The sequence below is a fragment of the Rufibacter ruber genome (assembly GCF_001647275.1).
Classification (GTDB): domain Bacteria; phylum Bacteroidota; class Bacteroidia; order Cytophagales; family Hymenobacteraceae; genus Nibribacter; species Nibribacter ruber_C.
Map to the genome: position 1 here is coordinate 1 of NZ_LRMM01000070.1, position 20744 is coordinate 20744.

Sequence of the window (20744 nt, forward strand, 5' to 3'; positions counted from 1 at the left end):
TTTTGTGAAAACAGGCCGAAAACAGAAATTGGTGTAAAGACCAGCAACCGCCTTGCTTCTGCCACGCACTGCAGATTTTCGCCACAGTAAATGCAGTGGCCTTTGTTGCGGGGCAGGCACGTGAAACCTTCTCCCTCTAAAACAAAAACGCCAGCTAGTGCAGCTCGTTTTTGGCTTGTTTTTGAGAAAACTGCCCCAAAACAGAAAGAGAGTCTTACCGTTTGGCCCGCTCATACTGCACCGGCCAGGCCACGTCTACGCCCAGGGCTTTGGCGGCGTGCAGCGGGAAGTGCGGGTCACGCAGGAACTCCCGGGCAATGAGCACCAGATCGGCTTTGCCCGAAGCAATGATTTCCTCGGCCTGCCCGGGCTGGGTGATAATGCCCACGGCGCCGGTTAAGATATGGGCTTCTTTCCTGATCTGCTCGGCAAAGGGCACCTGGTAATTCGGCCCGGCCGGAATCTGGGCGGTGGGCACATTCCCGCCGGTGGAGGTGTCAATCAGGTCTACCCCCTGGGCCTTCAGGCGCCTGGCCAGTTCCACAGAATCTTCTACGGTCCAGCCGCCTTGGGTCCAGTCAGTGGCCGAGAGGCGCACCAGCAGCGGAAGATGCGGCGGCCATACTTCCTGCACGCTTTGCACTACCTCCAGCAGCAGCCTGATGCGGTTGTCAAAGGAGCCGCCGTACTGGTCTGTGCGGTGGTTGCTGAGCGGGGAGTAGAACTGGTGCAGCAGATAGCCGTGGGCGGCGTGAATCTCCACCACCTGAAACCCGGCCTCTAAAGAGCGCGCGGCGGCGGCCCTGAAATCATCTTTCACTTTTTGAATACCTGCCTCGTCTAAGGCCTGGGGCGTGATGCCGCCTTCCTGAAACGCCAGGGCGCTGGGGGCTACCGTGGTCCAGGCGCCTTCCTCCCCGGGATGCAGGGCGGTGCCGCCTTTCCACGGGGAACGGTGGCTGGCTTTACGGCCGGCGTGGGCCAGCTGGATGCCCGGCACGGCCCCCTGGCTTTTCAGAAAAGAGACAATGCGTTTGAGTTCCGGCAGGTGGTCCTCTTTCCAGATCCCCAGATCGTCTGGGGTGATGCGCGCCTCGGGCGAAACCCCGGTAGCCTCCAGTAGTATTAAACCAGCCCCGCCCACGGCCTTGCTGCCCAGGTGCACCAGATGCCAGTCATTGGCAAAACCGTCCTGGCTGGAGTACTGGCACATGGGCGAAACGGCAATTCTGTTTTTAAAGGTGATGTCTTTTATCTGGAGCGGGCTGAATAATTGGCTCATGGTCATGAAATGGTTTTAATGTACATACTCTCTATTTCGGGCAGAGGTTGGTCTGGGCAGGGAAAACCTGTTTTTCTGTTTTTACAAAAACAGGCCAAAAACAGGAACAGTAGTGCAAGGGCATAGCACCAGGGGCATTAGGGAAGAATAACTGGCGCGCCCAAAGTGAAAAGGCAGCAGGGGAACCGCTGGCAGATTCCCGCTGCTGCCCTGGGGTTATAAGCGGTCAGTAAAGGTTCGCACGGCGTTGCCCCTGGCCAAAGCCTGGTGCTGCTGCCATTGCTCTTTGGCCAGCTGGGCGGCTTGTTGTACCTGCCAGGCGCGTAGTTTCTCCTGCAGCCGCAGCCGCGCTTCGGCCTTGTTCTGGTGCTGCGACCGCCGCTCTGAGGCAACCACCGTCACGCCAGACGGCACGTGCCGGGCCCGCACCGCCGACTCTGTCTTATTCACGTGCTGGCCGCCGGGGCCACTGGCCCGCATGCTTTCATATGCCACGTCCTGCTCGTTCCAGGCCAATGCCTGCAGGGCATTCACCGCCTGCACGCCTACAAACCAGTTTTTGCGCTTGTGGTACCTCCGGAAGGGGCTTTGCGCCACCCACTGCACCGTTCCCACCCACCTGGCCAGAAAACTGGAGACTTGGGTGCCGCTCACCAAAATAAGGGTAGACAGGAGCGTGCCGGGCAAATGACCCAATACTGACTCCAGCACCTCTGCGTGCAACTGTTGGGCGCGGGCTTCTTTCAAAAACAGTTCCTGCACCTTGGCCACTACCCGTTCACATTCCTCTGGCCCTTGGCCCGAGGTAATCTGGATGATTTGTTCCTGCATGGCTATTCTTTGTTCATGCGAACTACCTTGGGCAAAAACCTGCCGTGCACCTCTACCAGTTGCTTCTGCGCCTGCATCACCGCCTCAATGTCTTTGTAGGCCACCGGTTTCTCACCCAGCGCTTTCGCCAGGTTCAGGTGAATGCGGTCATGGCAGGCGCGGGCGTAGTCTCCGGCCAGGTTCATGCTGAGCCAGTATTCCTGCCCCGCCTCAGAGTCCAGGGATAGCCACGCCAGTGCCTGCGCCTCTCTGGGCAGCTTGCAGACTTCCATGGCCAGCTGGGTGTAGTGTTTGGCCACCGCCGCACCCATGCCGCGTGAGCCGGAGTGCGACAGCAGCGCCAGGTAATTCCCCGCCGGAAGCCCCAGTTGGTTCTGCCCGTACAGCTCCAGCAACCCGAACTCCACAAAATGGTTTCCTGAGCCTGAGGAGCCCAGTTGCTTCACCGCTTTGCCGTGCAGTTTCCTGAGCAGAGGCGTTAATTGGAAATCTGGGCTGTCCAGCACCTCGTGTTCCTGCATAAATTCCAGCCCCCCGGTTATCCCAAAGTGGGTGAATTCCTTCAGGGCCTGCTTGAGCTGGTACGTGTGCGTGAGCAGGTATTTCTCTGGCAGGTCAAACACTGACAAGGCCATTCTACAGCCAATGTCTACGCCCACCGCGTACGGCACCACCGCCTTGTCAACGGCCAGCACGCCGCCAATGGGCAGCCCGAAGCCCGCGTGCGCGTCTGGCATGAGCGCGCCCTGCACCGCTACGGGCAGCCGCATGGCCAGCTCCATCTGTTTTTTGGCGCTACCCTCTATCTCATGGCCGCCATACACTTTGGTAAACCCGGCCTTCGGCCGAAGGGCATGCACCTCAAAGGCTTTACTCTCTTTTGGCGGGCACAGCTTTAGCGCCAGCGGGGCCAGGGCCAGATGCTCTAAAAACTTTTCAGCTCCTGCAGTACCTCCTGCAGCAACGCCAGTACTTCTTCTTTGGTGGAGTGCTTGTAATGGCGGGCCGCCAGATTCATGGCCAGGCCGCGTGCTACATCACTCCGGTACCCAAGCTTGCTCAGGTCTTTTGATCTAATTGATTGGTTGCCCATGGGCTTCTTTCTCTTCTTTTTTGCTTCAACTTTTTAAGGTGAGCAGCATCTCTTTGGTACTGCTGCTCTGGTAAAAGCTGACCGATTTCTGAAATCTGGCCAGTGGAAGGATAATAGGAGACCATCATAGGAGTAGAAATTTAAAGGTGAAAAACAGGTGCCCGGCAACAGGCAGAGCATTAGGTGCGTTTCTGGCCTGTTTTTCTGAAAACAGCTCCAAAACGCAAAGCAGAGTACTACCGGGTGTGGCCGTCTGTCAGGCAATAGCTTTCTTGGCTACAGAGGGAACGGCTGCTTATCTGGCCAAACCACAGCTAGAAAATCTGGGGAAAGGAAGGAGCCGGCCCACCTGAATAAAAGTCAAAAACCTGAAACGGTGGGGTAGAGAAGACGCTTTTGGCTTAGAAAATTCTAATTGAGAAATGGGTACAGCAAAGCACTAGCCTTCACGGCTTCCGGTTCACCAGGGAAATGGATAATATGGAGATGCCTTGCTTTTTCTAAGCAAGAAGCGAAAGGGGCGATATGTGGTGTAGCGCTAACATGGCTAGTTCTCCTGTGCCTAAATGGTAGACGGTTAGGGAGTTGTCCGGGGCAAAGCTAAGGAGATTATTCGGGACGGGCAAAAAAAAGTTGCATGGCTGAGGAAATCAGCGGTTGAAATTGCTCTGAAAGCTTGATAGCGGGAACTTAGTAAGTGTGTTTTTGGCCTGTTTTCATAAAAACAGGCCAAAAACAGAAAACCCGAAGATGCTATACCATCTTCGGGTTTCCTGTAGGATAGAATATAATTTGATTACCCGTTGAAGTGGTACAGGAAGGTGATGACCCCGGTAAAGGCGGGCTTGCGGCTGTCTTTGATTTCCATGGTTACTTCCAGCTGGGCTTTGATCACGCCGCGCAGGTCTTTGGCGCTCAGTAGTTTCACCCGCAGGCGCACATCACTGTTCACCACCACGGCCTGGTTGAACCGAAGGCTCTCTATCTCATAGTTCACCTGCATCTTGAGGTTCTCAATGCTAATGATCTGGCCCCAGAGGTACGGCAACAAAGAAACCGTGAGGTAGCCGTGGGCAATGGTATTCCCGAAGGGGGATTCCGTCTTCGCCCGCTCGGCGTCCAGGTGAATCCATTGGTGGTCCAGGGTGGCGTCTGCAAACAGGCTGATCTGCTCCTGCGTGATGGTGTGGTACTCTGAAACGCCAATCTCCTGGCCTTCATACGCCTGCAGATCAGCATAACTTTTAATAATTACTTTGCTCATGGTGGTATAGTGGTTGGGGTTTGAAAAACGCCGGCTGGGAGAGCCGGCGTTTTTTACGTGTTTTCCTGAAAACAAGCCCAAAACAGCAACATTAGGCGCTCAGGTAAGAAGCTGCTGTTTCTGCTGGCAGTGTCTTAGTTGGCCTCCAGAATCTGGAACAGCTCATCTAGCTTAGGCGTGAGAATGATCTCAGTGCGGCGGTTCTTCTGGCGGGCCTCAGCGGTTTTGGCGGGATCTAACGGCACGTTGTCGGCGCGGCCGGAAGGGGTGATTTTGGTTCGGCCCAGGCCGGCATTGGTTAAGATGCGGGTAATCTCAGTGGCGCGCAAAACGCTCAAATCCCAGTTGTCTTGCAGGCCGGCGGTGCCGCGCGCAATGGGCACGTCATCTGTGTGGCCTTCTACCACCACGTTCACGTCTTCCTGGTCTTTGAGGGCAACGGCCAGTTTACGCAGCGCATCCTGGCCTTTGGCGTCTACCTTGGTGCTGCCAGACTTGAACAGCAGCTGCTCAGACAGAGATACATACACTTTGCCGTTGCGCACGTCTACGCTCAGGTCTTTGCTGTTGAAGCCCAACAGGGCGTTGCTCACCTTCGCCCGAAGGGCGTTCACGGCTTTGTCTTTTTCTGCCAGAATACGCTCCAGCTCATTGAGGCGCTCTTCACGGGCTTTGAGATCTGCGCTCAGCTGGTCTAGCTGGGAGCGGTTCTTGGTGAGAGACTCGCTGAGCTTTTTCAACTCATCATCTCGGCGGGCCAGGTCTTTAGAAAGCTTAGATGACTCCAGCGCACTGTTGGCCATGAGTTTGTCATGGTTCTTGATGAGCTTGTCATACGTGTTGCTGAGGTCGCCGTAGAGGTTCTGGGTTTTGCGCAGGGTGCTGCCCAGTAACGCCGTGTCTGCCGCCAGCTGGGAGCGGTACTCGGTCAGGTCGGCCACCTGTTTGCTGAGGTCGGTGCGTTCTTTGTTTGATTTGGAAAGGTTGCTCTGGCAGTCTGCCTTTTCTTTTTCCAAGCGTACCTTCTGGGCCAGCAGGGCATTGTATTTCTTGGTGGTGGTGCAGGAGCCCAGGAGGCCGGTGGTGAGGAGCACCACACTCGCATACTGCAGCAAGGGTTTCTTTAACATGACAGAACTTTGTTTGAATGGGTATAGATTTATGGTTGTGGGCAGGTGTTGGCGTTCTACACAAGCACCTGCAGCCGTACTTCCGGGTGTAGTATTGGTAGGTATGCAAAGATAATTGTACTGGTTCCTTACGCAAGGCCAGTCTGCTGTTTTAGGGCTGTTTTTCTGAAAACAGCCCTAAAACAGCAGAAGCCGAGAGGAGTCTCGGCTTCTGTGAAAGGACAGGTTCTGTTGCGGGTTGCCCCCAGCAGAATTAGTTGTTCTGGAGCAACTGCAGGATTTTCTCAAAGTTAGGCGCCAGGATGATCTCTGTACGGCGGTTGCTCTGACGGGCCTCCGGGGTGCGGGTCATGGCTACCGGGGTGAACTGGCCGCGGCCGGCGGGAACCACCATCTGCGGCGGCACCCCGTTGTTGATCAACAGGCGGGTTACCTCAGTGGCACGCAGCACGCTCAGGTCCCAGTTGTCTTTGTAGGTCACGTTGTCTGCGGCTACGGCTACATCATCTGTGTGGCCTTCTACCATGATTTCGGTATCACGCTGTGATTTGATAGCGTTGGCCAGTTTGCCCAGGGCAGACTGCCCAATAGGGTTCACTTTGGTGCTACCGGTGGCAAACAGCAGTTTCTCCGGCATGGTCACATATACTTTTCCGTCTTTAATGTTCACGGTCAGGCCCTGCTCCTGAAAACCGGCCAGGGCGCTGTTGACAGAGGCTTTCAGTTCGTTCAGGATTCTTTCTTTCTGGGCAATCTGCTGTTGGTACTGCGCCAGTTTTGCATCGCGGTCGCGCAAGTCAGCGTTGGCTTGCTCTAGGCTACGCTGGGCGGCAGCTTTTTCTTGCTCCAGCGCGTTTTTGCTTGCTTCCAGCTCTTTGTATTTCTTTGAAGAGACACAAGAACCCAGTACAGAGACTCCCAATACTAAGGCTAGGGCGGAAGAGGCGAAACGTGTTTTGATCATAGTGGTAGTTAAGTATAAAGGGTTTGTTGTTTAAAGGAATTCAGGCGAATTACCTGCACTCACCGGTGACAAAGACCTGCAATGGTAACGCCTGCAAATAAAGAATAATTATACCATAGATGCCAAAATTACATAATTTATGTTACAACTTGGTGATTTATAAAGGTATAAAAAGCAGTTTATTTGGGTTTGAAATCAGGGGAAAGCCTCTTTTAAGGGTGGGTTAATATTTGGTATTGAAAGGAGTATTGCGCATTAATTCAGGGGTTATTGAATTATTCTAATTATGGGGAATAAGGTGGCGCGTAATTCCCCAACACGCAGGGTGGTAGTTGTATCTAGCAGTTGAGGGAGGGGAGACCCTTGCTTTGCCCTTCGGCTGCGCAGCTGCCCAATTCATTACCTGGGCCCGCGTTAAGAGTTTACGCGGCCACCGTTGCTGCTGCGTTAGAAGATGTACGATGGGCAAGAGTGGGGCAAGGCGGAAAGGAGCGGGGGAATCTTCCTGGTACAGGGCAAATGCTAAACTTTTACAGAAAGAACGGGTACACCCACTAGAAAAGAGAAGGAGCCGTTGATTCTTCGTACGGGCGTTAGGGAGCTATCTTTTCTTTTTTATCTTTGCAAGCTTGTTTATGAACCGCACGTGGTTTCATCCCCAGAAGGCCTCATGGTTGAAAAAGAATACAGTATGTCTTGGTTTAGAAGAGTAGAAAAAGGAATTGTTACCCCTACGGAGCAAAAGAAGGAAACCCCAGACGGGTTATGGCATAAATGTACCTGCTGTAAAACGGTTATCAGCAAGGCGGAGCACCGCCAGAACCTGTATACCTGCCCCAGCTGCAGCTTTCATGACCGGGTGAACTCGCATGAGTATTTTGAAATCCTGTTTGACGGGAACGAGTTCAAAGAGATGGATGAGAACATGAGTTCATCTGACCCGCTCAACTTTGTAGACACCAAAGCGTACCCAGACCGCATTAGGGAAACCCAGCGCAAAACCCAACTGAAAGACGCCCTGCGCTCTGCCCATGGCAAGATCAACGGCCTTGACCTGGTGGTGGCGTGTATGGACTTCAACTTCATTGGCGGCTCTATGGGCTCAGTGGTGGGTGAGAAGATTGCCCGTGCCATTGATTACAGCCGCGCCCACAGAATACCGTTCCTCATGATCTCCAAATCAGGGGGCGCACGTATGATGGAGGCTGGTTTCTCGCTCATGCAGATGGCCAAAACCTCTGCCAAACTTGCCCTGCTGGCTGAAGAGAAAATCCCATATATCTCCCTGCTCACAGACCCCACCACCGGGGGGGTGACCGCCTCTTACGCCATGCTGGGCGATTTCAATATCTCTGAGCCCGGTGCGCTCATTGGGTTTGCCGGCCCGCGCGTGATCAAAGAGACCATTGGCAAGGACTTGCCCAAAGGCTTCCAGAGCGCCGAGTTTGTGCTGGAGCACGGGTTCTTAGACTTTATTGTGCACCGCAAAGAACTGAAAGACCGTCTTACCAACCTTATTTCTATGCTGGCCCCAGCGGCCGGGCAGGAGCAGAACACACCTGCCGCCAAAGCCGGTCTGGCCTAATTTTACGTTTTGATTTACCCCGGGTGCGGGCTCTCCAGAGAAAAGAAATGGAGGGCCCGCACTTTTTATTTTTTTGGCACGATTATTACAGATAACAATATAGATTTGCGGCTATATCTGAACATTTTGTGCTGGAATCAGTATGTAACTGCGATGCAAACCCTTTTTAACCACTTTTAATTAACCAAAACACAAGACTATGAAATTTCTGAAAGGATCATTAACCGCCTTATTAGCAGGAAGCTTGATTTTCTCTTCTTGCCAAACTAGCCAGACAGGATCAACCAGCAATACCGGTACCCAAAATAAAGGCATGAGCAAAACCGCCAAAGGCGGCATTATTGGAGCCGGTGGTGGCGCCGTGGTAGGCGGTATCATTGGTAAAATGGCCGGCAACACTGCTGCTGGCGCCATTATTGGGGCAGCGGTAGGGGGTACCACCGGCGCGGTGATTGGCCGCCGTATGGACAAGCAGGCAGAGGAGCTGGAGCGTGAAATGAAAAATGCCCAGGTGGAGCGTGTAGGCGAGGGGATCAAAGTAACATTTGACGCCGGCTTGTTGTTCGCCACCAACTCTGCAGAATTGCAGGCTTCTTCTAGGGCTGATATCCAGAAACTGGCTGAGACCCTGAAGAAATACCCGGGCACCAACGTGTTGATTGAAGGCCACGCAGACAACACGGGTACAGACGCCATCAACCAGCCGCTTTCTGAGCGCAGAGCGCAGGCAGTGGCCAACTACGCACAATCTTTGGGTGTAGAGGCCAGCCGTATGCAAACCCGCGGGTACGGTTCTACCCAGCCGGTGGCTGATAACTCAACCGCTGCCGGTCGTCAGCAGAACCGCCGTGTAGAAGTGGCCATCTTCGCCAGCGAAGAGCTGAAAAAAGCTGCTGAGCGTGGTGAGATCAAATAAAGTACACGCAGTACGAATGAAAAGAAGGCTTGCCAGCAATGGCAAGCCTTCTTTTTTTGCCCAAGAACCTGTGAACCCCTGCGTGTCCTGTACGTTTTAGGCTTATTTAACTGGGAATTTCTATGGAGAACTGGCAGAGCGGAGTGTGTATGGCAGTAGTCCTTCTGGTGCTGGGCTGTGAGCGCGTAAAAGACAAAGAGTCTCTGGCTGAGCTACCGGTGGCCTCTAAAGGAGATACCCTGGTGTTGGCGCAGGACGCAGCCCAACCGGCGCCCCTTATAGCAGATAGGGTAGAGACAGACCGGGGGGCGGCGGGTGAGGCAGAGCGAATGGGTGAACGTGAGGCAGCGGCAGAAACCTCATCTTCCGGCGCAGGCGTTGCCCCCGTCTCCTCAGCAGAAACCAATTCTGTGAAGCCTGCCAGCAAGGTGGCAGTGAAAAAAAGATATACCAGGCCTACTCAAAAAGAGGTACAGCAGGCACTACGTAGAGACGCCCGCCTAACCGGCAGCATGGGTCTGGAAGGGGTGAAGCAATACTGGCTCAAGCGCCAGCATTATTACAGAAAGGCCGTAGGTGAGGTGAAATATGTTTCCGGTCACACCAAAATTAACATCAACCAGGAAGAGACAAAAATAGAGACGGCCAGAGGCAAAGTGAAGATAGAAGGCAATGACATTAAAGTCAAACCGGACTAAGCAATGATAGCAGTCTGTTTTTGGCCTGTTTTCAGAAAAGCAGCTCAAAAACAGAAAGTTGTTTACCGGTGAGGGTTCTTTTTTCTGGTCAGACCCACGGCCAGCATGGTAAGGGCTGCGCCGAAGGCAGCCAGGGCAATGTCTTTCTGGGCATCCCAGACATCGCCCTGCGTTCCTAAATACGCCATGCCCTGGGCGGGGAAGAAGATATCAGCCACAGACCATTCAATGAGTTCATAGACCGCCCCAAAACTAATGGCAAAGTCAACGGGCAGAAGGTAGGTGAACAGCGGCCGCATGCGGGTCACCCGCCACAGCACCTCGTGCATGGGGTAAGACAGCAGAAACCCAAACCCGAAGTGCACCAGCCGGTCATAATGGTTGCGCTGCAGGTCCAGCTCGTCTTTCACCCAGTACCCAAAGGGGTTTTCGGCATAAGTGTACTGGCTCCCGTACACGTGCAGCATCATAAAGAGAAAAAGGCAGGTGTAGCTGAAATCAGAGAACTGGAAATGTTTGTAAAACGCCACCAGCAGAATAATGGCAGTAAACGTGAGGGTGTTCTCCAGCCACCAGTTGTTCAGGTCTGGGGTGTTGAAACCGGTGTAGGCCCAGTACAGGGCAAAAACCAGAGAGTAGGCAATCAGTAAAAGGTTCTTCTTGTAGTGGTTGCGTTCCTGGTCTGGCGCGAAGGAAAAACTCATGCGATTCTGCTGTTATTGGTGCAAGATAGCAGATGCGGTGAAATGTTTACCGTGCCCGGAGAGACCATGCCTGCTTTTATTTACCAAGGGCCGGCTATGACAGGCGTGCAGTTTCCTCTACCAGCCCCGGCAGCATAAGGGAAGGCTGCTGCTGCACAAGCGGGAATGGATTGTCTTCAGGGCTCTTGCCCGGGTTGCAGTGGTAGCCAAACAACTCATAGCCGTTGGCCAGCGGAATCAGGCGTTTGTAGTAGGTATGGGCGCTGTTCGCCTCGTCAAAGGTGATGTCCTGGAAAACCGTGGTGGGCTTGGGGGGCATGCCGCGCAGGTACGCGTAAAAGGCTTCGGGCTGGCCCATGTCCCCAGAATAGGCAATACGCTGGCCGTTCTCCTCAAAGATGTAGGCATAGGTCTGCAGGTTGTCGGCATGCTGCCCAAAGGTGTCAACGGCGGTGATGCCGGGCAGCTCTGAAAGCGGCACAAAATCTACATACTTCTCTGGTTTCTGCAGCTGCAGGCGCAGAAACTCATAGATCTCATCTCTGAAATCATCATCTGGGTACAGAATAGCGGGCCGGCAGTTGGTGTTGAAGAAATGGCAGTGCAGCAGGATGTTGGCCAGGCTGCCGGTGTGGTCATTGTGCAGGTGCGTCAATAAGATGTATTGAATACCCCGGGTCAGCTGGTTGGCCCGTAAAACCGGGTACACCGTAAACCCGCAGTCCAGCAGAATGGTGTGGGTTTTGAATTCTACCAAGGCGGCAGAGTTGCCAAACTCAATGTCAAAGGCGCCACCAGTCCCTAAAAACGTAAATTTCATGCTATACCTACCGCGTTAAGTTTTGTGCCACCTGCCTTTTACGTAAACTTTGCAAAAAGGAGACCGTTTGAAGGCAAAAGATTTGGCCTATGACTAACCCCGCCCGGGAACTGTCCCCCCAGGAGAAAACATGGCAGGTGCACCTGCGCCTGAATGAGGCGTTGGGCCTTCTTTCGGGCGAGCCCCGGCGGGAGCCCATGCGGGAGCTGATTTCCACCATGCTTTCACACCGCACCACCCACGCCAATGAGGAGAAAGCGTATTTCCAGATGCTGGAGAGGTTCCCCACGTGGCAAGACGTCATCAATGCCCCGTTTGAGGAGCTGGCAGACGCCCTCTCACCCGCCAAGTTTCCCGGGGCCAAGGCCGAAAACATTCAGAAAGCCCTGCGCCTCATTGAGCGGGAGCACCCAGATTTTTCCCTGGAGTTTCTGCGGGACCTGGACGTGCCGGAGGCGCTGGACTGGCTCATGGCGCTGCCGGGCGTGGGGCTGAAGACGGCCACCCTGGTGCTGCTGTTCAACTTCCAGAAACCGGTACTGCCCGTAGACACGCACGTACACCGGGTGAGCCAGCGGGTGGGGTTGATTGGGGCCACCGTGACCCATGACAAAGCGCACCAGACCCTGCTGGAGATGTTGCCGCCAGAGGCCCATGTGCTGTATAACTTTCACCGCCACCTGCTCAGACACGGCCAGAGAATCTGTACCTGGCGTGCGCCCAAATGCGAACAGTGCGTACTCCAAGACCTGTGCAATTATTATGAAGAAGTCCGGAGCAAAGGCATTGACCGGTGAATCGCTTGCGTTTTGGGGCTGTTTTGGGAAAAACAGGCCGGAAACGGATTAATAGTTTATTGCTTGTTGTGGATTCTTTCCACGCACTCTCGTCCCCTTTTGAAGGGGGGAGGGGATGATTACCCGTGCTGGATTGCTTTTGTAGAGTCACGCATTCCCGAGACTCATTTTCCCGTTTCATTTATCTGAAGCAAACGGTTCTTCAACTGCCTTTGTCATCCCCTACCCCCTTCAAAGGGGGACGATACATGTGATAAAATACTTCTGTTTCCGGGCTGATTTACGTAAAGTAGGCCAAAAACGGATGCACAACCGGACATGTATGCCGTAGACATTCTGAAGGTAAAACCTTAGGTTTCCGCTTTCGGGCTGTTTTACGAAAAGTAGGCCAAAAACGGAAGTTTATTCTTTATATCTGTAAAACAAAATATAAGTGTTGCTAGTTTGCAACCTCAAACAGCAAGCGCTTTCTTCACTGTCATATGGCTAAATTCTATACGTTTTTCTTTGCTTTCTTTTTTATAACATCGGTTCAGATCCTTGCTCAAAGCACCGGGAGAATCACGGGCGTAGTACGGGACCGGAATACCCAGGAACCCGTTATTGGCGCCACCGTGCAGTTGGAAGGCACCACCGTGGCCGCCGCCACAGATGCACAGGGGCGTTACCGGCTGGAGAACGTGCCCACGGGCAGCTACAACATTAAGGCTTCTTTCCTGGGCTACGAGCCCGTGACGCGCTACAATATTCCCGTGACGTCGGGCAACGCCCTTACGCTTAATTTAGAGCTCACGCCCAGCCAGAACCGCTTAGACGAGGTGAATATTACGTTTGACCGCTCCATACGGGTGGCTACGCTGGAGACGCCGCTGAGTGTGCAGAGTCTCAGCAGTGAGGAAATCAAGAGCAACCCCGGCGGGAATTTTGATATTTCCCGCGTAATTCAGACGTTGCCGGGTGTGGCCGGGGCGGGCAGCACGGGCGCCGGTTTCCGGAACGACATCGTGATCAGGGGCGGCGGGCCCGGCGAGAACGTGTTTTTCCTGGACGGCATTGAGATACCGGTCATCAACCACTTTTCTACGCAGGGCAGCAGCGGCGGTCCGCAGGGCATTTTGAACGTGTCGTTTATTGAAGACGTGACCCTGAGCACCAGCGCCTTTGACGCCCGCTATGACAATGCCCTCTCCAGCGTGTTCCAGTTTAGGCAGCGCGACGGCAACCCCGACCGCCTGCAAGGCAACGTGCGGTTGAGCGCGACCGAGTTGGCCGCTACGCTGGAAGGTCCGCTTGCGCCTAAAACCACGTTCCTGGCTTCGGCACGCCGCTCTTATTTGCAATTGCTGTTCAAAGCCATTGACCTGCCCATTAGGCCCAATTACTGGGATTTCCAGTACAAGGTCACGCATCAGCTGGATTCTAAAACCACGCTCACCGCGCTGGGTATTGGCGCTATTGACGAATTCAGCTTCGCGGTGCCCAAGGAATCTAGTCCGGAGAAAGAATACGCGCTGCGGTCTAACCCGCTCATCAACCAGTGGAATTACACGGTGGGGGCGAGTTTGAAGCGCTCTTTGGAGAACGGATTTGTGCAGGTGTCTCTCAGCCGGAACGTGTTTGAGAACCGCCTGGACCGCTTTGAGGACGCGCAGTACGGCGATGAATCAAGGAGGGTGCTCAAGGCGCGGTCGCAGGAAAAGGAGAACAAGCTGCGGGTGGACGTGAACAAGTTTGTAGGCAGTTGGAAGTTCTCGTACGGCGCCATTGGCCAGTACGTGGGCTATACGAATGATTTTTTCAGCCAGATACGGCAGGAAGTGCTTGACCAGAACGGTACCGTGGTGCAGCCCCGCGTGGTGCTGGATTTCGACACCGACTTGAATTTCTTCCGCTACGGCGTGTACGGGCAAACGTCAAAGAGCTTCTTTGAAGATAAGTTAAGTTTGTCTTTAGGCGTTCGCTCAGACATGAACTCGTTCACCACCGATGGCAACAACCCGCTGGAGACGCTCTCGCCGCGGGCATCTGCGTCTTACGCCCTTGCCGACCGCTGGAAACTGAACGCCTCGGTGGGCACGTATTACCGCCTGCCTATTTACACGGTGCTGGGCTATAAAGATGCCACGGGTGCCTACGCCAATAAAAACAGCGACTACATCAAGTCCACGCACTACGTGGCAGGCGTCGAGTTTCTGCCGTCCATTGCCAACCGCCTCACCGTAGAAGGTTTCTACAAACGCTACGGCAATTACCCAGTTTCTCTGCGCGATGGCGTTTCTCTGGCGAACCAGGGCATTGAGTTCGGGGCGATTGGGAACGAGGCGGTGGCCAGCGTAGGCAAAGGACGCGCCTACGGGGCCGAATTCTTTTTTCAGCAGAAACTCACCCGCGGTCTGTACGGCTTATTTTCTTACACACTAGTGCGCAGCGAGTTTACGGGGCTGAACAATGACAACTACATCGCCTCGGCGTGGGATAACCGGCACCTGGTGTCGGCGTTGCTGGGCTGGCAGTTTGGCAAGAACTGGGAACTGGGCGGGAAATACCGCTTCGCCGGAGGCTCGCCCTACACGCCGTTTGACCTGGAGGCCTCGCAACAGAATTACGCCTCTCTGGGCACTGGCCTGCTGGACTATGACCGCCTGAACACGCTCCGGTTGCGCTCTTTCCAGCAGCTGGACGTACGCCTGGACAAGAAATGGAACTACAAACGCACCACGCTTGACTTGTACGTGGATATCCAGAACATCTTCCGGTTTAAAGGTCCAAGCCTGCCGCAGTACACGTTCCAGCGCACCGCAGATAACACCGGTTTCGCCACTACAGACGGCCAGCCGCTGCAATCCAACGGCAGCAACGCTATTCCATTGATTCTGGACGAAGATGATGTGACGTTTTTACCTAGTGTGGGGTTTGTGCTGGAGTTTTAGACCTCACCCCAACCCCTCTCCCACGGAGAGGGGCTTTTCTGCTGATGCGTTTTGGGGCTGTTTTGGGGAAGTGAAGATAAAAACGATTTACCTTAAAGAGAACTTTTCTGTTAATGCTCCTTTTGCTGTACGGGAGTTCCACTCCCGAGCTTATCTGCTGCGGAGTTCCACTCCGCTGGGAACCGCGGGCAAAAGAAGGGGAGTAGAACTCCCCGGCAGGTTGCTTCCGGAGTAGAACTCCGGAAGAGCGTTGAAGAGCGTTGAGTAGAACTCTGGAAGAGCGTTGGAATCATGAGATTCCTATTTTCGGGCTGTTTTTAGAAAAACAGGCCGAAAATAGGAATTGGGATACTTGAAAAGCGGGTCTTCGCCTTCCCGGGAGATGATTTTACTGAAAGTTAACCTCGGGGTAAAACTGGGGAGCGGGTGAAATCCGTATGTTCTGTTTACCTTGCAGGTGCCAAGGCCGCCGTAATTCTCAACCTATGCGCTTAATTCCTCACCCCGTTCTGGCCAATTACTACGTGACGTACCGCTGCAACGCCAAGTGCTCGTTCTGTGACATTTGGGAGAAGCCGTCGCCGTACATTGAGCTGGAAGACGTGCGGCAGAACCTGAGCGACCTGCGCAAACTGGGGGTGAACGTGGTGGATTTTACGGGCGGCGAGCCGCTGCTGCACCGGCAGATTGACCAGTTCCTGGCGTTGGCGCACAGTTTCGGGTTTATTACCACGTTGACTACCAATGGAATGCTGTACCCCAAGTGGGCCGAGCGGCTGAAAGGCAAGGTAGACATGCTGCATTTCTCCCTTGACTCGGCCGACAAGGACGAACATGACGCCGGGCGCGGGGTGGCGTGCTTTGACTTTGTGCTGGAGTCCATCAACGTAGCCAAAAGCCTGGGCGAGCGGCCTGATATTCTGTTCACGGTTTTCAAGCACAACCTGCACCAGATTGAGCGCGTGTACCACGAAATCTGCGTACCCAACAAGCTCATGCTGCTCCTGAACCCTGCCTTTGAGTACAATCAGGTAGAAACCGGGGACCAGCTTTCAGAGGAAGAACTGGATTATCTGGTGAAATTCAGCAAGCAGAAATGGGTGTACCTGAACGAAGCTTTCATTCAACTGCGCAAAGACGGCGGCAACCACATTGACAAACCTGTCTGCAAAGCCGCCAGCTCCACCTTGGTGATTTCGCCGGAGAATGAGTTGGTGCTGCCGTGTTACCACCTGGGCGCGCAGAAATTCCCGATTGAAGGCAACCTCTACGAGCTCTACAAATCCAAAGAAGTCAAGCAACTCATTGCCCTGGAAGGCCGCCTGCCCGCCTGCGAAGGCTGCACCATCAACTGCTACATGCAACCCAGCTTCGCGGTAGAGATGAGCCGCTATTGGTGGAAAGCCCTGCCCAGCACCCTCAAATACAACCTGCACAAAGGCACATGGAAGCGTATGCTTTCTTAAAGTAGCAGGTATCAAGTATCAAGTAGCAGGTACTCAAAAGTACATAAGTGAAGTTTGCGTTTCCGGGCTGTTTTCCTAAAAACAAGCCAAAACCGCGACTCTGAAATTTCATCGGCTACAACCTTGAGAGTTTCCTTCCCAGGCGTGGGAATCTATATTTTCTGTTTTTGACCTGTTTTCTGAAAATCAGGTCAAAAACAGGGTTATTCCTGAATTACTTCTCCGCTACACTTGCTAACTTTGGTTCATTCCTAATTCCCAATTCCTAATTATAATTATGCCGCTGCTGCTTCCTGTAAAGGGGATTCACCCCACCATTGGCCAAGATTGTTTTATGGCCCCCAACGCCACCATTGTGGGCGATGTAGTCTTGGGCGACCAATGTACCGTCTGGTTTAACGCGGTCATCAGGGGAGATGTGCACCGTATCAGAATCGGGAACAAGACCAATATTCAGGATGGGGCGGTTATTCACTGCACGTACCAGAAAGCACCCACCACCATTGGCAGTAATGTGAGTATTGGACACAATGCGCTGGTACACGGCTGCACCGTAGAAGACAACGTACTCATTGGCATGGGCGCTATTGTCATGGACAACGCGGTGGTGCAACAGCATTGCATTGTGGCGGCCGGAGCGGTGGTGCTGGAAAATACCGTCTGCGAGAGCGGCCACATCTACGCCGGCGTGCCTGCCAAAAAAGTGAAAGCCCTCACGCCCGAACAAATTGCCGGCATGGCCAAAACCGCCGATAACTATGTGATGTACGCCAGCTGGTTTCAGGAGGGGGAGGGCGGCCGGGAAAACTCTGCCCAATAAATGCTATCATGGAATTTGTAGCCTTCCAGGAGAGTCTGTCAGAACCTATGCCACCTGCAGGGGCGTCTGTGTACCTGCAGGCACTGTGGCATGATGCGCAGGGGAACTGGGAGCGTGCCCATGAATTGATCCAGGACCTGCCTGATGCGAATGCCGCCTGGATTCACGCGTATCTGCACCGCCAGGAAGGCGACCTCTGGAACGCAGATTACTGGTACCGCCGTGCCGGGAAAAAGCGCCCGGCAAACACGTTACAGCAAGAATGGGAGCAGCTGGTGCAGGTGTTTCTGTAGCGGTGCTGGGTTTTCTGCTTCTGTAAAGGAGGGGTTTATGCGTGGGCCGGAGTGCCAGATAACAGCGTGATTTTATCTGCAGAGGTGTGGAAATGCTGATTAAGGTCCTGCAACACCAGGTCAATCTGGTCCCGGTCTTTCGGGTTTTGGAGGCTCTGGTCGGCATCATCCCTGATCGCTTTGATTTGTTCAGACAGCACTACGGTATGGGCCTGATTTTGGAGGTCGGCGTACAGCAGGTGGTTCAGGCACAGAAGCAGTTTGCGCACCACCATCACATCTGCTTTGCCATAGGTTCTGATAGGGGTGAGGAAACGGTAGAGCAGGTCTTGCAGCGGGGTAGGGTGCTTGATGATACGCACCTGCTGGTGCTCATCCAGGAGACAGTTGGGGGCAATGGCTTCCATGCGCTGCAGGAAAAGCAACGTGAGGAAATCAATGGCGCTCAGTGCCGTGCCGGGGTCATTGATGCCCGGGCTCAGGGCCTTGACCGCCACCTCTGAGATTTGCCTAAGCCCCGTCTCAAAACTAAATACCAACACTTCCTCCAACGAAAAAATAAAACAGTCCTGAATGGCGTCATGCAGTGATTCGTTCTCCCGTATGTCTTTGTTCAGGCGTAAAAACGGTAAGCCGGGCACAATGAATTTACCAATAGAGACAGGAATCTCAATCATCAGGTCTTCCCGTTTGGCAATGCGGTTCAGGTTCTCAATTTCTATCTGCCTCAGGTAGCCGCCTTCCTTGCTGGGGAGCTCAAACCATTTCTCTGTGTTCATGGCTGTGCGCAGGGCCTGGTTTTCACTGGTGCCTTGTACCTCTTTTCTCAAGGCCGCCTGGCTGGCTTTGTATATGCGGGTCAGGATAGTGTCTGGCTTAATGGCGCGGGAGATGGTGTGGATGAAGTAGACAAAAAGGCTCACGCAGGTGATACCAAACAAAACCGTGAGCAAAACGCCCAGAACAGGCACACTGGTGTTTTCTTCGCCGGGTTTGAAGCTGAGGATCAGGATAAGGGTATACAAGATGGTGCCTACGTATATGCCCAACACCACCTGGTTGGTTTTCTGGGAGATAAGCCCTGGGATTACGCGCGGTGAAAGGTGGGAGGTAGCCTGCCCCAGCACAATCATCACCATTGAAAAACTGAACACCAGCAGCGAAATAATCCCTGAGACAACGGTGTTCAAAATGAGGCGGGCGTTTTCAGGCTCACTGTTGATGAACCCCAGTTGTTTCTCCAGGTAAATTCCTGCGGGCGTTCGCTCAAAATAAAAAGTGAAGAAGCCTAACAGTAGAAACAGAGCCGCAATGACCGTAGGCCACAGGGCAATGCTGCTGGAGACGGAAAGAAATACCTGGTAAAACCTTTTATAGAGTCTGTTCATGGCGCGTAGTGGCTCTATAAAACGCAAGAAGCTGGTGCCGAGATGGGGAATAACTACTGAAAATAGCGTTCTAAAAATCCGTATTTATTCTTGGCTGCTGGGCGGTTGGCAAAGGGCCGGACAGACCCTGATTAAAGTTTTCCGTTTTCTGCACGTAGAGGGCCTTGGCTGGCGCAGGCATGGGCTTGGGCCCACAGTTTGGGCTGCTTTCCCAAAAACAGCCCGGAAACAGAAGCTTTCTGGCCTGTAAAGGCACCAGCATACGTTTGCGCCAGAGACTAAAAAAAAACCTGACATCTTCCTGATTTTCAACCGAAGGTACCTTTCTGTTTCCGGGCTGTTTTCCAAAAAAAGCCCGGAAACAGGCGTGCGTCTGCGGGCTGCTCTGCCGCCAGGCAACCGGTGTGCCCAGGGTCAGGTAATCTGGGTCACCACAAATGAGAGGGCCGAAACAATAAAGCCTATCATGAAGAACAGGTATGCCACCCGCAGGCTGGTGTATTTCTTCTGCAGCACCACCCCCAGGTGGTAATTGTCTTTGATCATGCTGCTATACATGGCGGGTGAATCTTCCATGAGGCTGGTGAACTCCTTTTCATACTCCAGCAGGCTCATGCTGTAAAAATCACCGAAAAAGAGAAGGTTGACCTTGCTGCCTGCCGGGGCGGGCGGCGTGGGGTTGTTCTTCCTGATTCTGGGCATGGTGACCAGTATGGCCATGACAATGGTAACCAGAGAGGTGGTTAAAAAGAGAATGCTGGGAATCAACAGCTCTGGCTCCTCCTCCAGTTTTCTGAACAGCACAGACAGCAGCACAGACACTATAATGGAGTTGATGGTCAGCAGGATATGGGCCTTGTTATCTGCCATGTCACTGAGGCGCATCTGGTTGGCCGCCGTGATTCTGAAAAGGGTTTCCACCCCTCTCCTTGACTTTTTAGGTTTCTTCTCTTTTTGCTCAGGAGTACGCTTTTCCTCTGGTGCCTCGGCCATGGAACATCTTGGTGTATGGTGGGGATGGGTTCAATTTCTAAGAAAGCGGTTACGCTACTTTCAGGGAGTGGCCGCGCTATCTGTTACCCCTATACTACGTTCAACGGCCGAAGTTGAGTTTCAACAAAACTTTTTATTGTACAACCCTTCGCCCACCGGGCATTTACGCCATCCCCAGCTTCTGCAAGGCCAGGAAACAGAGGGCTACTGAGCCGGAGACGCAGACCTTGCCCTGCATGACCAGCGGCAACACCTGGGGCAAAGGCACCCGCACCACTTCAATCTCCTCGGTCAAATCCAGTTTCTGGGGCTGCTCTACCCGCACGTTCTGGGCCAGGAACAGGTGAATGCGGCTGGTGTCTTTGGCGGGGTTGTCATAGAGAACGCCCAGCTGAACCAGCTCCTGGGTGAGCACCGCACCTGTTTCCTCCAGCAGCTCGCGGGTGGCGGCGTCCTGGGCGTCTTCCTGGTCCGGGAAAAAAGAGCCGGCGGGCAGCTCCAGAAACACCTGGCCGGCGGCATGCTTGTACTGGCGCACAAACAGCACCTCGTGCTGCTCTGTCACCGGAAAGACATACGCGCCGTCTGGCCGCTCACTTACAAAATAATCATCCAGTCGGTGGCCATTAGACAGTTCCACCTCATCACGGCGCAAGGTGTACCATTTGTGCTTAAAGGCAATCTGGGAGCGAAGCAATCGCCAGGGGCGCAGACTAGACATTGGTTTAAAAATAGTGAAAAGCAAAGATGTCTGTTTTTGGGATATTTTC

Annotated in this window: 20 protein-coding genes; 8 read left to right on the forward strand and 12 right to left on the reverse strand. The window is 53.7% G+C overall.

The window, feature by feature from the left end:
- Window positions 1-214 precede the first annotated feature (214 nt).
- From A8O25_RS18950 to A8O25_RS18975, 7 genes are all read right to left on the reverse strand, one after another.
- Window positions 215-1282 carry an NADH:flavin oxidoreductase/NADH oxidase gene (locus tag A8O25_RS18950; protein ID WP_074987999.1) on the reverse strand — a complete coding sequence of 356 codons (1068 nt, stop codon included), beginning with the start codon at window positions 1280-1282 and terminating at the stop codon, window positions 215-217.
- Window positions 1283-1498: 216 nt separating this feature from the next.
- The gene (prfH, locus tag A8O25_RS18955; protein ID WP_066838332.1) at window positions 1499-2113 is read right to left on the reverse strand and encodes a peptide chain release factor H; all 615 of its coding nucleotides are present in this window, start codon (window positions 2111-2113) and stop codon (window positions 1499-1501) included.
- A gap of 2 nt (window positions 2114-2115) precedes the next feature.
- Window positions 2116-2973: an RtcB family protein gene (locus A8O25_RS18960; protein WP_206598708.1), complete on the reverse strand. Its 858-nt coding sequence runs from the start codon at window positions 2971-2973 to the stop codon at window positions 2116-2118.
- Between the two features lie 65 nt (window positions 2974-3038).
- Complete coding sequence (locus A8O25_RS23325; protein WP_161947794.1) at window positions 3039-3206, reverse strand: hypothetical protein; 168 nt, start codon at window positions 3204-3206, stop codon at window positions 3039-3041.
- A gap of 796 nt (window positions 3207-4002) precedes the next feature.
- Window positions 4003-4470: a MaoC family dehydratase gene (locus A8O25_RS18965; RefSeq protein ID WP_066838389.1), complete on the reverse strand. Its 468-nt coding sequence runs from the start codon at window positions 4468-4470 to the stop codon at window positions 4003-4005.
- A 134-nt stretch (window positions 4471-4604) separates the two neighbouring features.
- Window positions 4605-5600, reverse strand: a complete 996-nt coding sequence (locus A8O25_RS18970; RefSeq protein ID WP_066838334.1) for an OmpA family protein — start codon at window positions 5598-5600, stop codon at window positions 4605-4607.
- A gap of 253 nt (window positions 5601-5853) precedes the next feature.
- Complete coding sequence (locus A8O25_RS18975) at window positions 5854-6564, reverse strand: OmpA/MotB family protein (protein ID WP_153042833.1); 711 nt, start codon at window positions 6562-6564, stop codon at window positions 5854-5856.
- A gap of 691 nt (window positions 6565-7255) precedes the next feature.
- Between A8O25_RS18975 and accD the strand changes: the two genes are divergently transcribed.
- The 3 genes from accD to A8O25_RS18990 all read left to right on the forward strand — a co-directional run bounded on the left by accD (window position 7256) and on the right by A8O25_RS18990 (window position 9763).
- Window positions 7256-8149: an acetyl-CoA carboxylase, carboxyltransferase subunit beta gene (accD, locus tag A8O25_RS18980; protein ID WP_066838395.1), complete on the forward strand. Its 894-nt coding sequence runs from the start codon at window positions 7256-7258 to the stop codon at window positions 8147-8149.
- 199 nt (window positions 8150-8348) lie between these two features.
- Window positions 8349-9065, forward strand: a complete 717-nt coding sequence (locus A8O25_RS18985; RefSeq protein WP_066838336.1) for a YiaD family glycine zipper/OmpA-like lipoprotein — start codon at window positions 8349-8351, stop codon at window positions 9063-9065.
- Between the two features lie 149 nt (window positions 9066-9214).
- Window positions 9215-9763 carry a hypothetical protein gene (locus A8O25_RS18990; RefSeq protein WP_066838338.1) on the forward strand — a complete coding sequence of 183 codons (549 nt, stop codon included), beginning with the start codon at window positions 9215-9217 and terminating at the stop codon, window positions 9761-9763.
- A gap of 62 nt (window positions 9764-9825) precedes the next feature.
- Here A8O25_RS18990 and A8O25_RS18995 read toward each other — a convergent pair whose 3' ends face one another.
- Together A8O25_RS18995 and A8O25_RS19000 are read right to left on the reverse strand one after the other, a co-directional pair.
- The gene (locus tag A8O25_RS18995; protein WP_066838340.1) at window positions 9826-10467 is read right to left on the reverse strand and encodes a DUF2238 domain-containing protein; all 642 of its coding nucleotides are present in this window, start codon (window positions 10465-10467) and stop codon (window positions 9826-9828) included.
- A 94-nt stretch (window positions 10468-10561) separates the two neighbouring features.
- Entirely contained in the window at window positions 10562-11287 is a 726-nt protein-coding gene (locus A8O25_RS19000; RefSeq protein WP_066838342.1) for an MBL fold metallo-hydrolase, read from the reverse strand.
- 89 nt (window positions 11288-11376) lie between these two features.
- Between A8O25_RS19000 and A8O25_RS19005 the strand changes: the two genes are divergently transcribed.
- From A8O25_RS19005 to A8O25_RS19025, 5 genes are all read left to right on the forward strand, one after another.
- On the forward strand, window positions 11377-12084 hold the full coding sequence (locus tag A8O25_RS19005; RefSeq protein WP_066838344.1) for an endonuclease III domain-containing protein: 708 nt from the start codon (window positions 11377-11379) through the stop codon (window positions 12082-12084).
- Window positions 12085-12566: 482 nt separating this feature from the next.
- Window positions 12567-15014 (forward strand): TonB-dependent receptor, encoded by a 2448-nt coding sequence (locus A8O25_RS19010; RefSeq protein ID WP_066838351.1) that lies wholly within the window; start codon window positions 12567-12569, stop codon window positions 15012-15014.
- A gap of 485 nt (window positions 15015-15499) precedes the next feature.
- Window positions 15500-16480 carry a radical SAM protein gene (locus A8O25_RS19015; protein WP_066838353.1) on the forward strand — a complete coding sequence of 327 codons (981 nt, stop codon included), beginning with the start codon at window positions 15500-15502 and terminating at the stop codon, window positions 16478-16480.
- A gap of 277 nt (window positions 16481-16757) precedes the next feature.
- The gene (locus A8O25_RS19020) at window positions 16758-17300 is read left to right on the forward strand and encodes a gamma carbonic anhydrase family protein (protein ID WP_066838361.1); all 543 of its coding nucleotides are present in this window, start codon (window positions 16758-16760) and stop codon (window positions 17298-17300) included.
- 8 nt (window positions 17301-17308) lie between these two features.
- Entirely contained in the window at window positions 17309-17593 is a 285-nt protein-coding gene (locus A8O25_RS19025; protein WP_066838364.1) for a hypothetical protein, read from the forward strand.
- A 35-nt stretch (window positions 17594-17628) separates the two neighbouring features.
- Here the strand turns inward: A8O25_RS19025 and A8O25_RS19030 are convergent, their stop codons facing one another.
- From A8O25_RS19030 to A8O25_RS19045, 3 genes are all read right to left on the reverse strand, one after another.
- Complete coding sequence (locus A8O25_RS19030; protein WP_066838367.1) at window positions 17629-18981, reverse strand: DUF2254 domain-containing protein; 1353 nt, start codon at window positions 18979-18981, stop codon at window positions 17629-17631.
- A 414-nt stretch (window positions 18982-19395) separates the two neighbouring features.
- Complete coding sequence (locus A8O25_RS19040) at window positions 19396-19974, reverse strand: Pycsar system effector family protein (protein ID WP_066838373.1); 579 nt, start codon at window positions 19972-19974, stop codon at window positions 19396-19398.
- 163 nt (window positions 19975-20137) lie between these two features.
- Window positions 20138-20695, reverse strand: a complete 558-nt coding sequence (locus tag A8O25_RS19045) for an NUDIX hydrolase (protein ID WP_066838376.1) — start codon at window positions 20693-20695, stop codon at window positions 20138-20140.
- Window positions 20696-20744: the final 49 nt, after the last annotated feature.

Coding starts and splice junctions, on each gene's coding strand:
- A8O25_RS18950 (WP_074987999.1), bottom strand. CDS start 1,282: ATGAGCCAATTATTCAGCCCGCTCCAGATAAAAGACATCACCTTTAAA.
- prfH (WP_066838332.1), bottom strand. CDS start 2,113: ATGCAGGAACAAATCATCCAGATTACCTCGGGCCAAGGGCCAGAGGAA.
- A8O25_RS23325 (WP_161947794.1), bottom strand. CDS start 3,206: ATGGGCAACCAATCAATTAGATCAAAAGACCTGAGCAAGCTTGGGTAC.
- A8O25_RS18965 (WP_066838389.1), bottom strand. CDS start 4,470: ATGAGCAAAGTAATTATTAAAAGTTATGCTGATCTGCAGGCGTATGAA.
- A8O25_RS18970 (WP_066838334.1), bottom strand. CDS start 5,600: ATGTTAAAGAAACCCTTGCTGCAGTATGCGAGTGTGGTGCTCCTCACC.
- A8O25_RS18975 (WP_153042833.1), bottom strand. CDS start 6,564: ATGATCAAAACACGTTTCGCCTCTTCCGCCCTAGCCTTAGTATTGGGA.
- accD (WP_066838395.1), top strand. CDS start 7,256: ATGTCTTGGTTTAGAAGAGTAGAAAAAGGAATTGTTACCCCTACGGAG.
- A8O25_RS18985 (WP_066838336.1), top strand. CDS start 8,349: ATGAAATTTCTGAAAGGATCATTAACCGCCTTATTAGCAGGAAGCTTG.
- A8O25_RS18990 (WP_066838338.1), top strand. CDS start 9,215: ATGGCAGTAGTCCTTCTGGTGCTGGGCTGTGAGCGCGTAAAAGACAAA.
- A8O25_RS18995 (WP_066838340.1), bottom strand. CDS start 10,467: ATGAGTTTTTCCTTCGCGCCAGACCAGGAACGCAACCACTACAAGAAG.
- A8O25_RS19000 (WP_066838342.1), bottom strand. CDS start 11,287: ATGAAATTTACGTTTTTAGGGACTGGTGGCGCCTTTGACATTGAGTTT.
- A8O25_RS19005 (WP_066838344.1), top strand. CDS start 11,377: ATGACTAACCCCGCCCGGGAACTGTCCCCCCAGGAGAAAACATGGCAG.
- A8O25_RS19010 (WP_066838351.1), top strand. CDS start 12,567: ATGGCTAAATTCTATACGTTTTTCTTTGCTTTCTTTTTTATAACATCG.
- A8O25_RS19015 (WP_066838353.1), top strand. CDS start 15,500: ATGCGCTTAATTCCTCACCCCGTTCTGGCCAATTACTACGTGACGTAC.
- A8O25_RS19020 (WP_066838361.1), top strand. CDS start 16,758: ATGCCGCTGCTGCTTCCTGTAAAGGGGATTCACCCCACCATTGGCCAA.
- A8O25_RS19025 (WP_066838364.1), top strand. CDS start 17,309: ATGGAATTTGTAGCCTTCCAGGAGAGTCTGTCAGAACCTATGCCACCT.
- A8O25_RS19030 (WP_066838367.1), bottom strand. CDS start 18,981: ATGAACAGACTCTATAAAAGGTTTTACCAGGTATTTCTTTCCGTCTCC.
- A8O25_RS19040 (WP_066838373.1), bottom strand. CDS start 19,974: ATGGCCGAGGCACCAGAGGAAAAGCGTACTCCTGAGCAAAAAGAGAAG.
- A8O25_RS19045 (WP_066838376.1), bottom strand. CDS start 20,695: ATGTCTAGTCTGCGCCCCTGGCGATTGCTTCGCTCCCAGATTGCCTTT.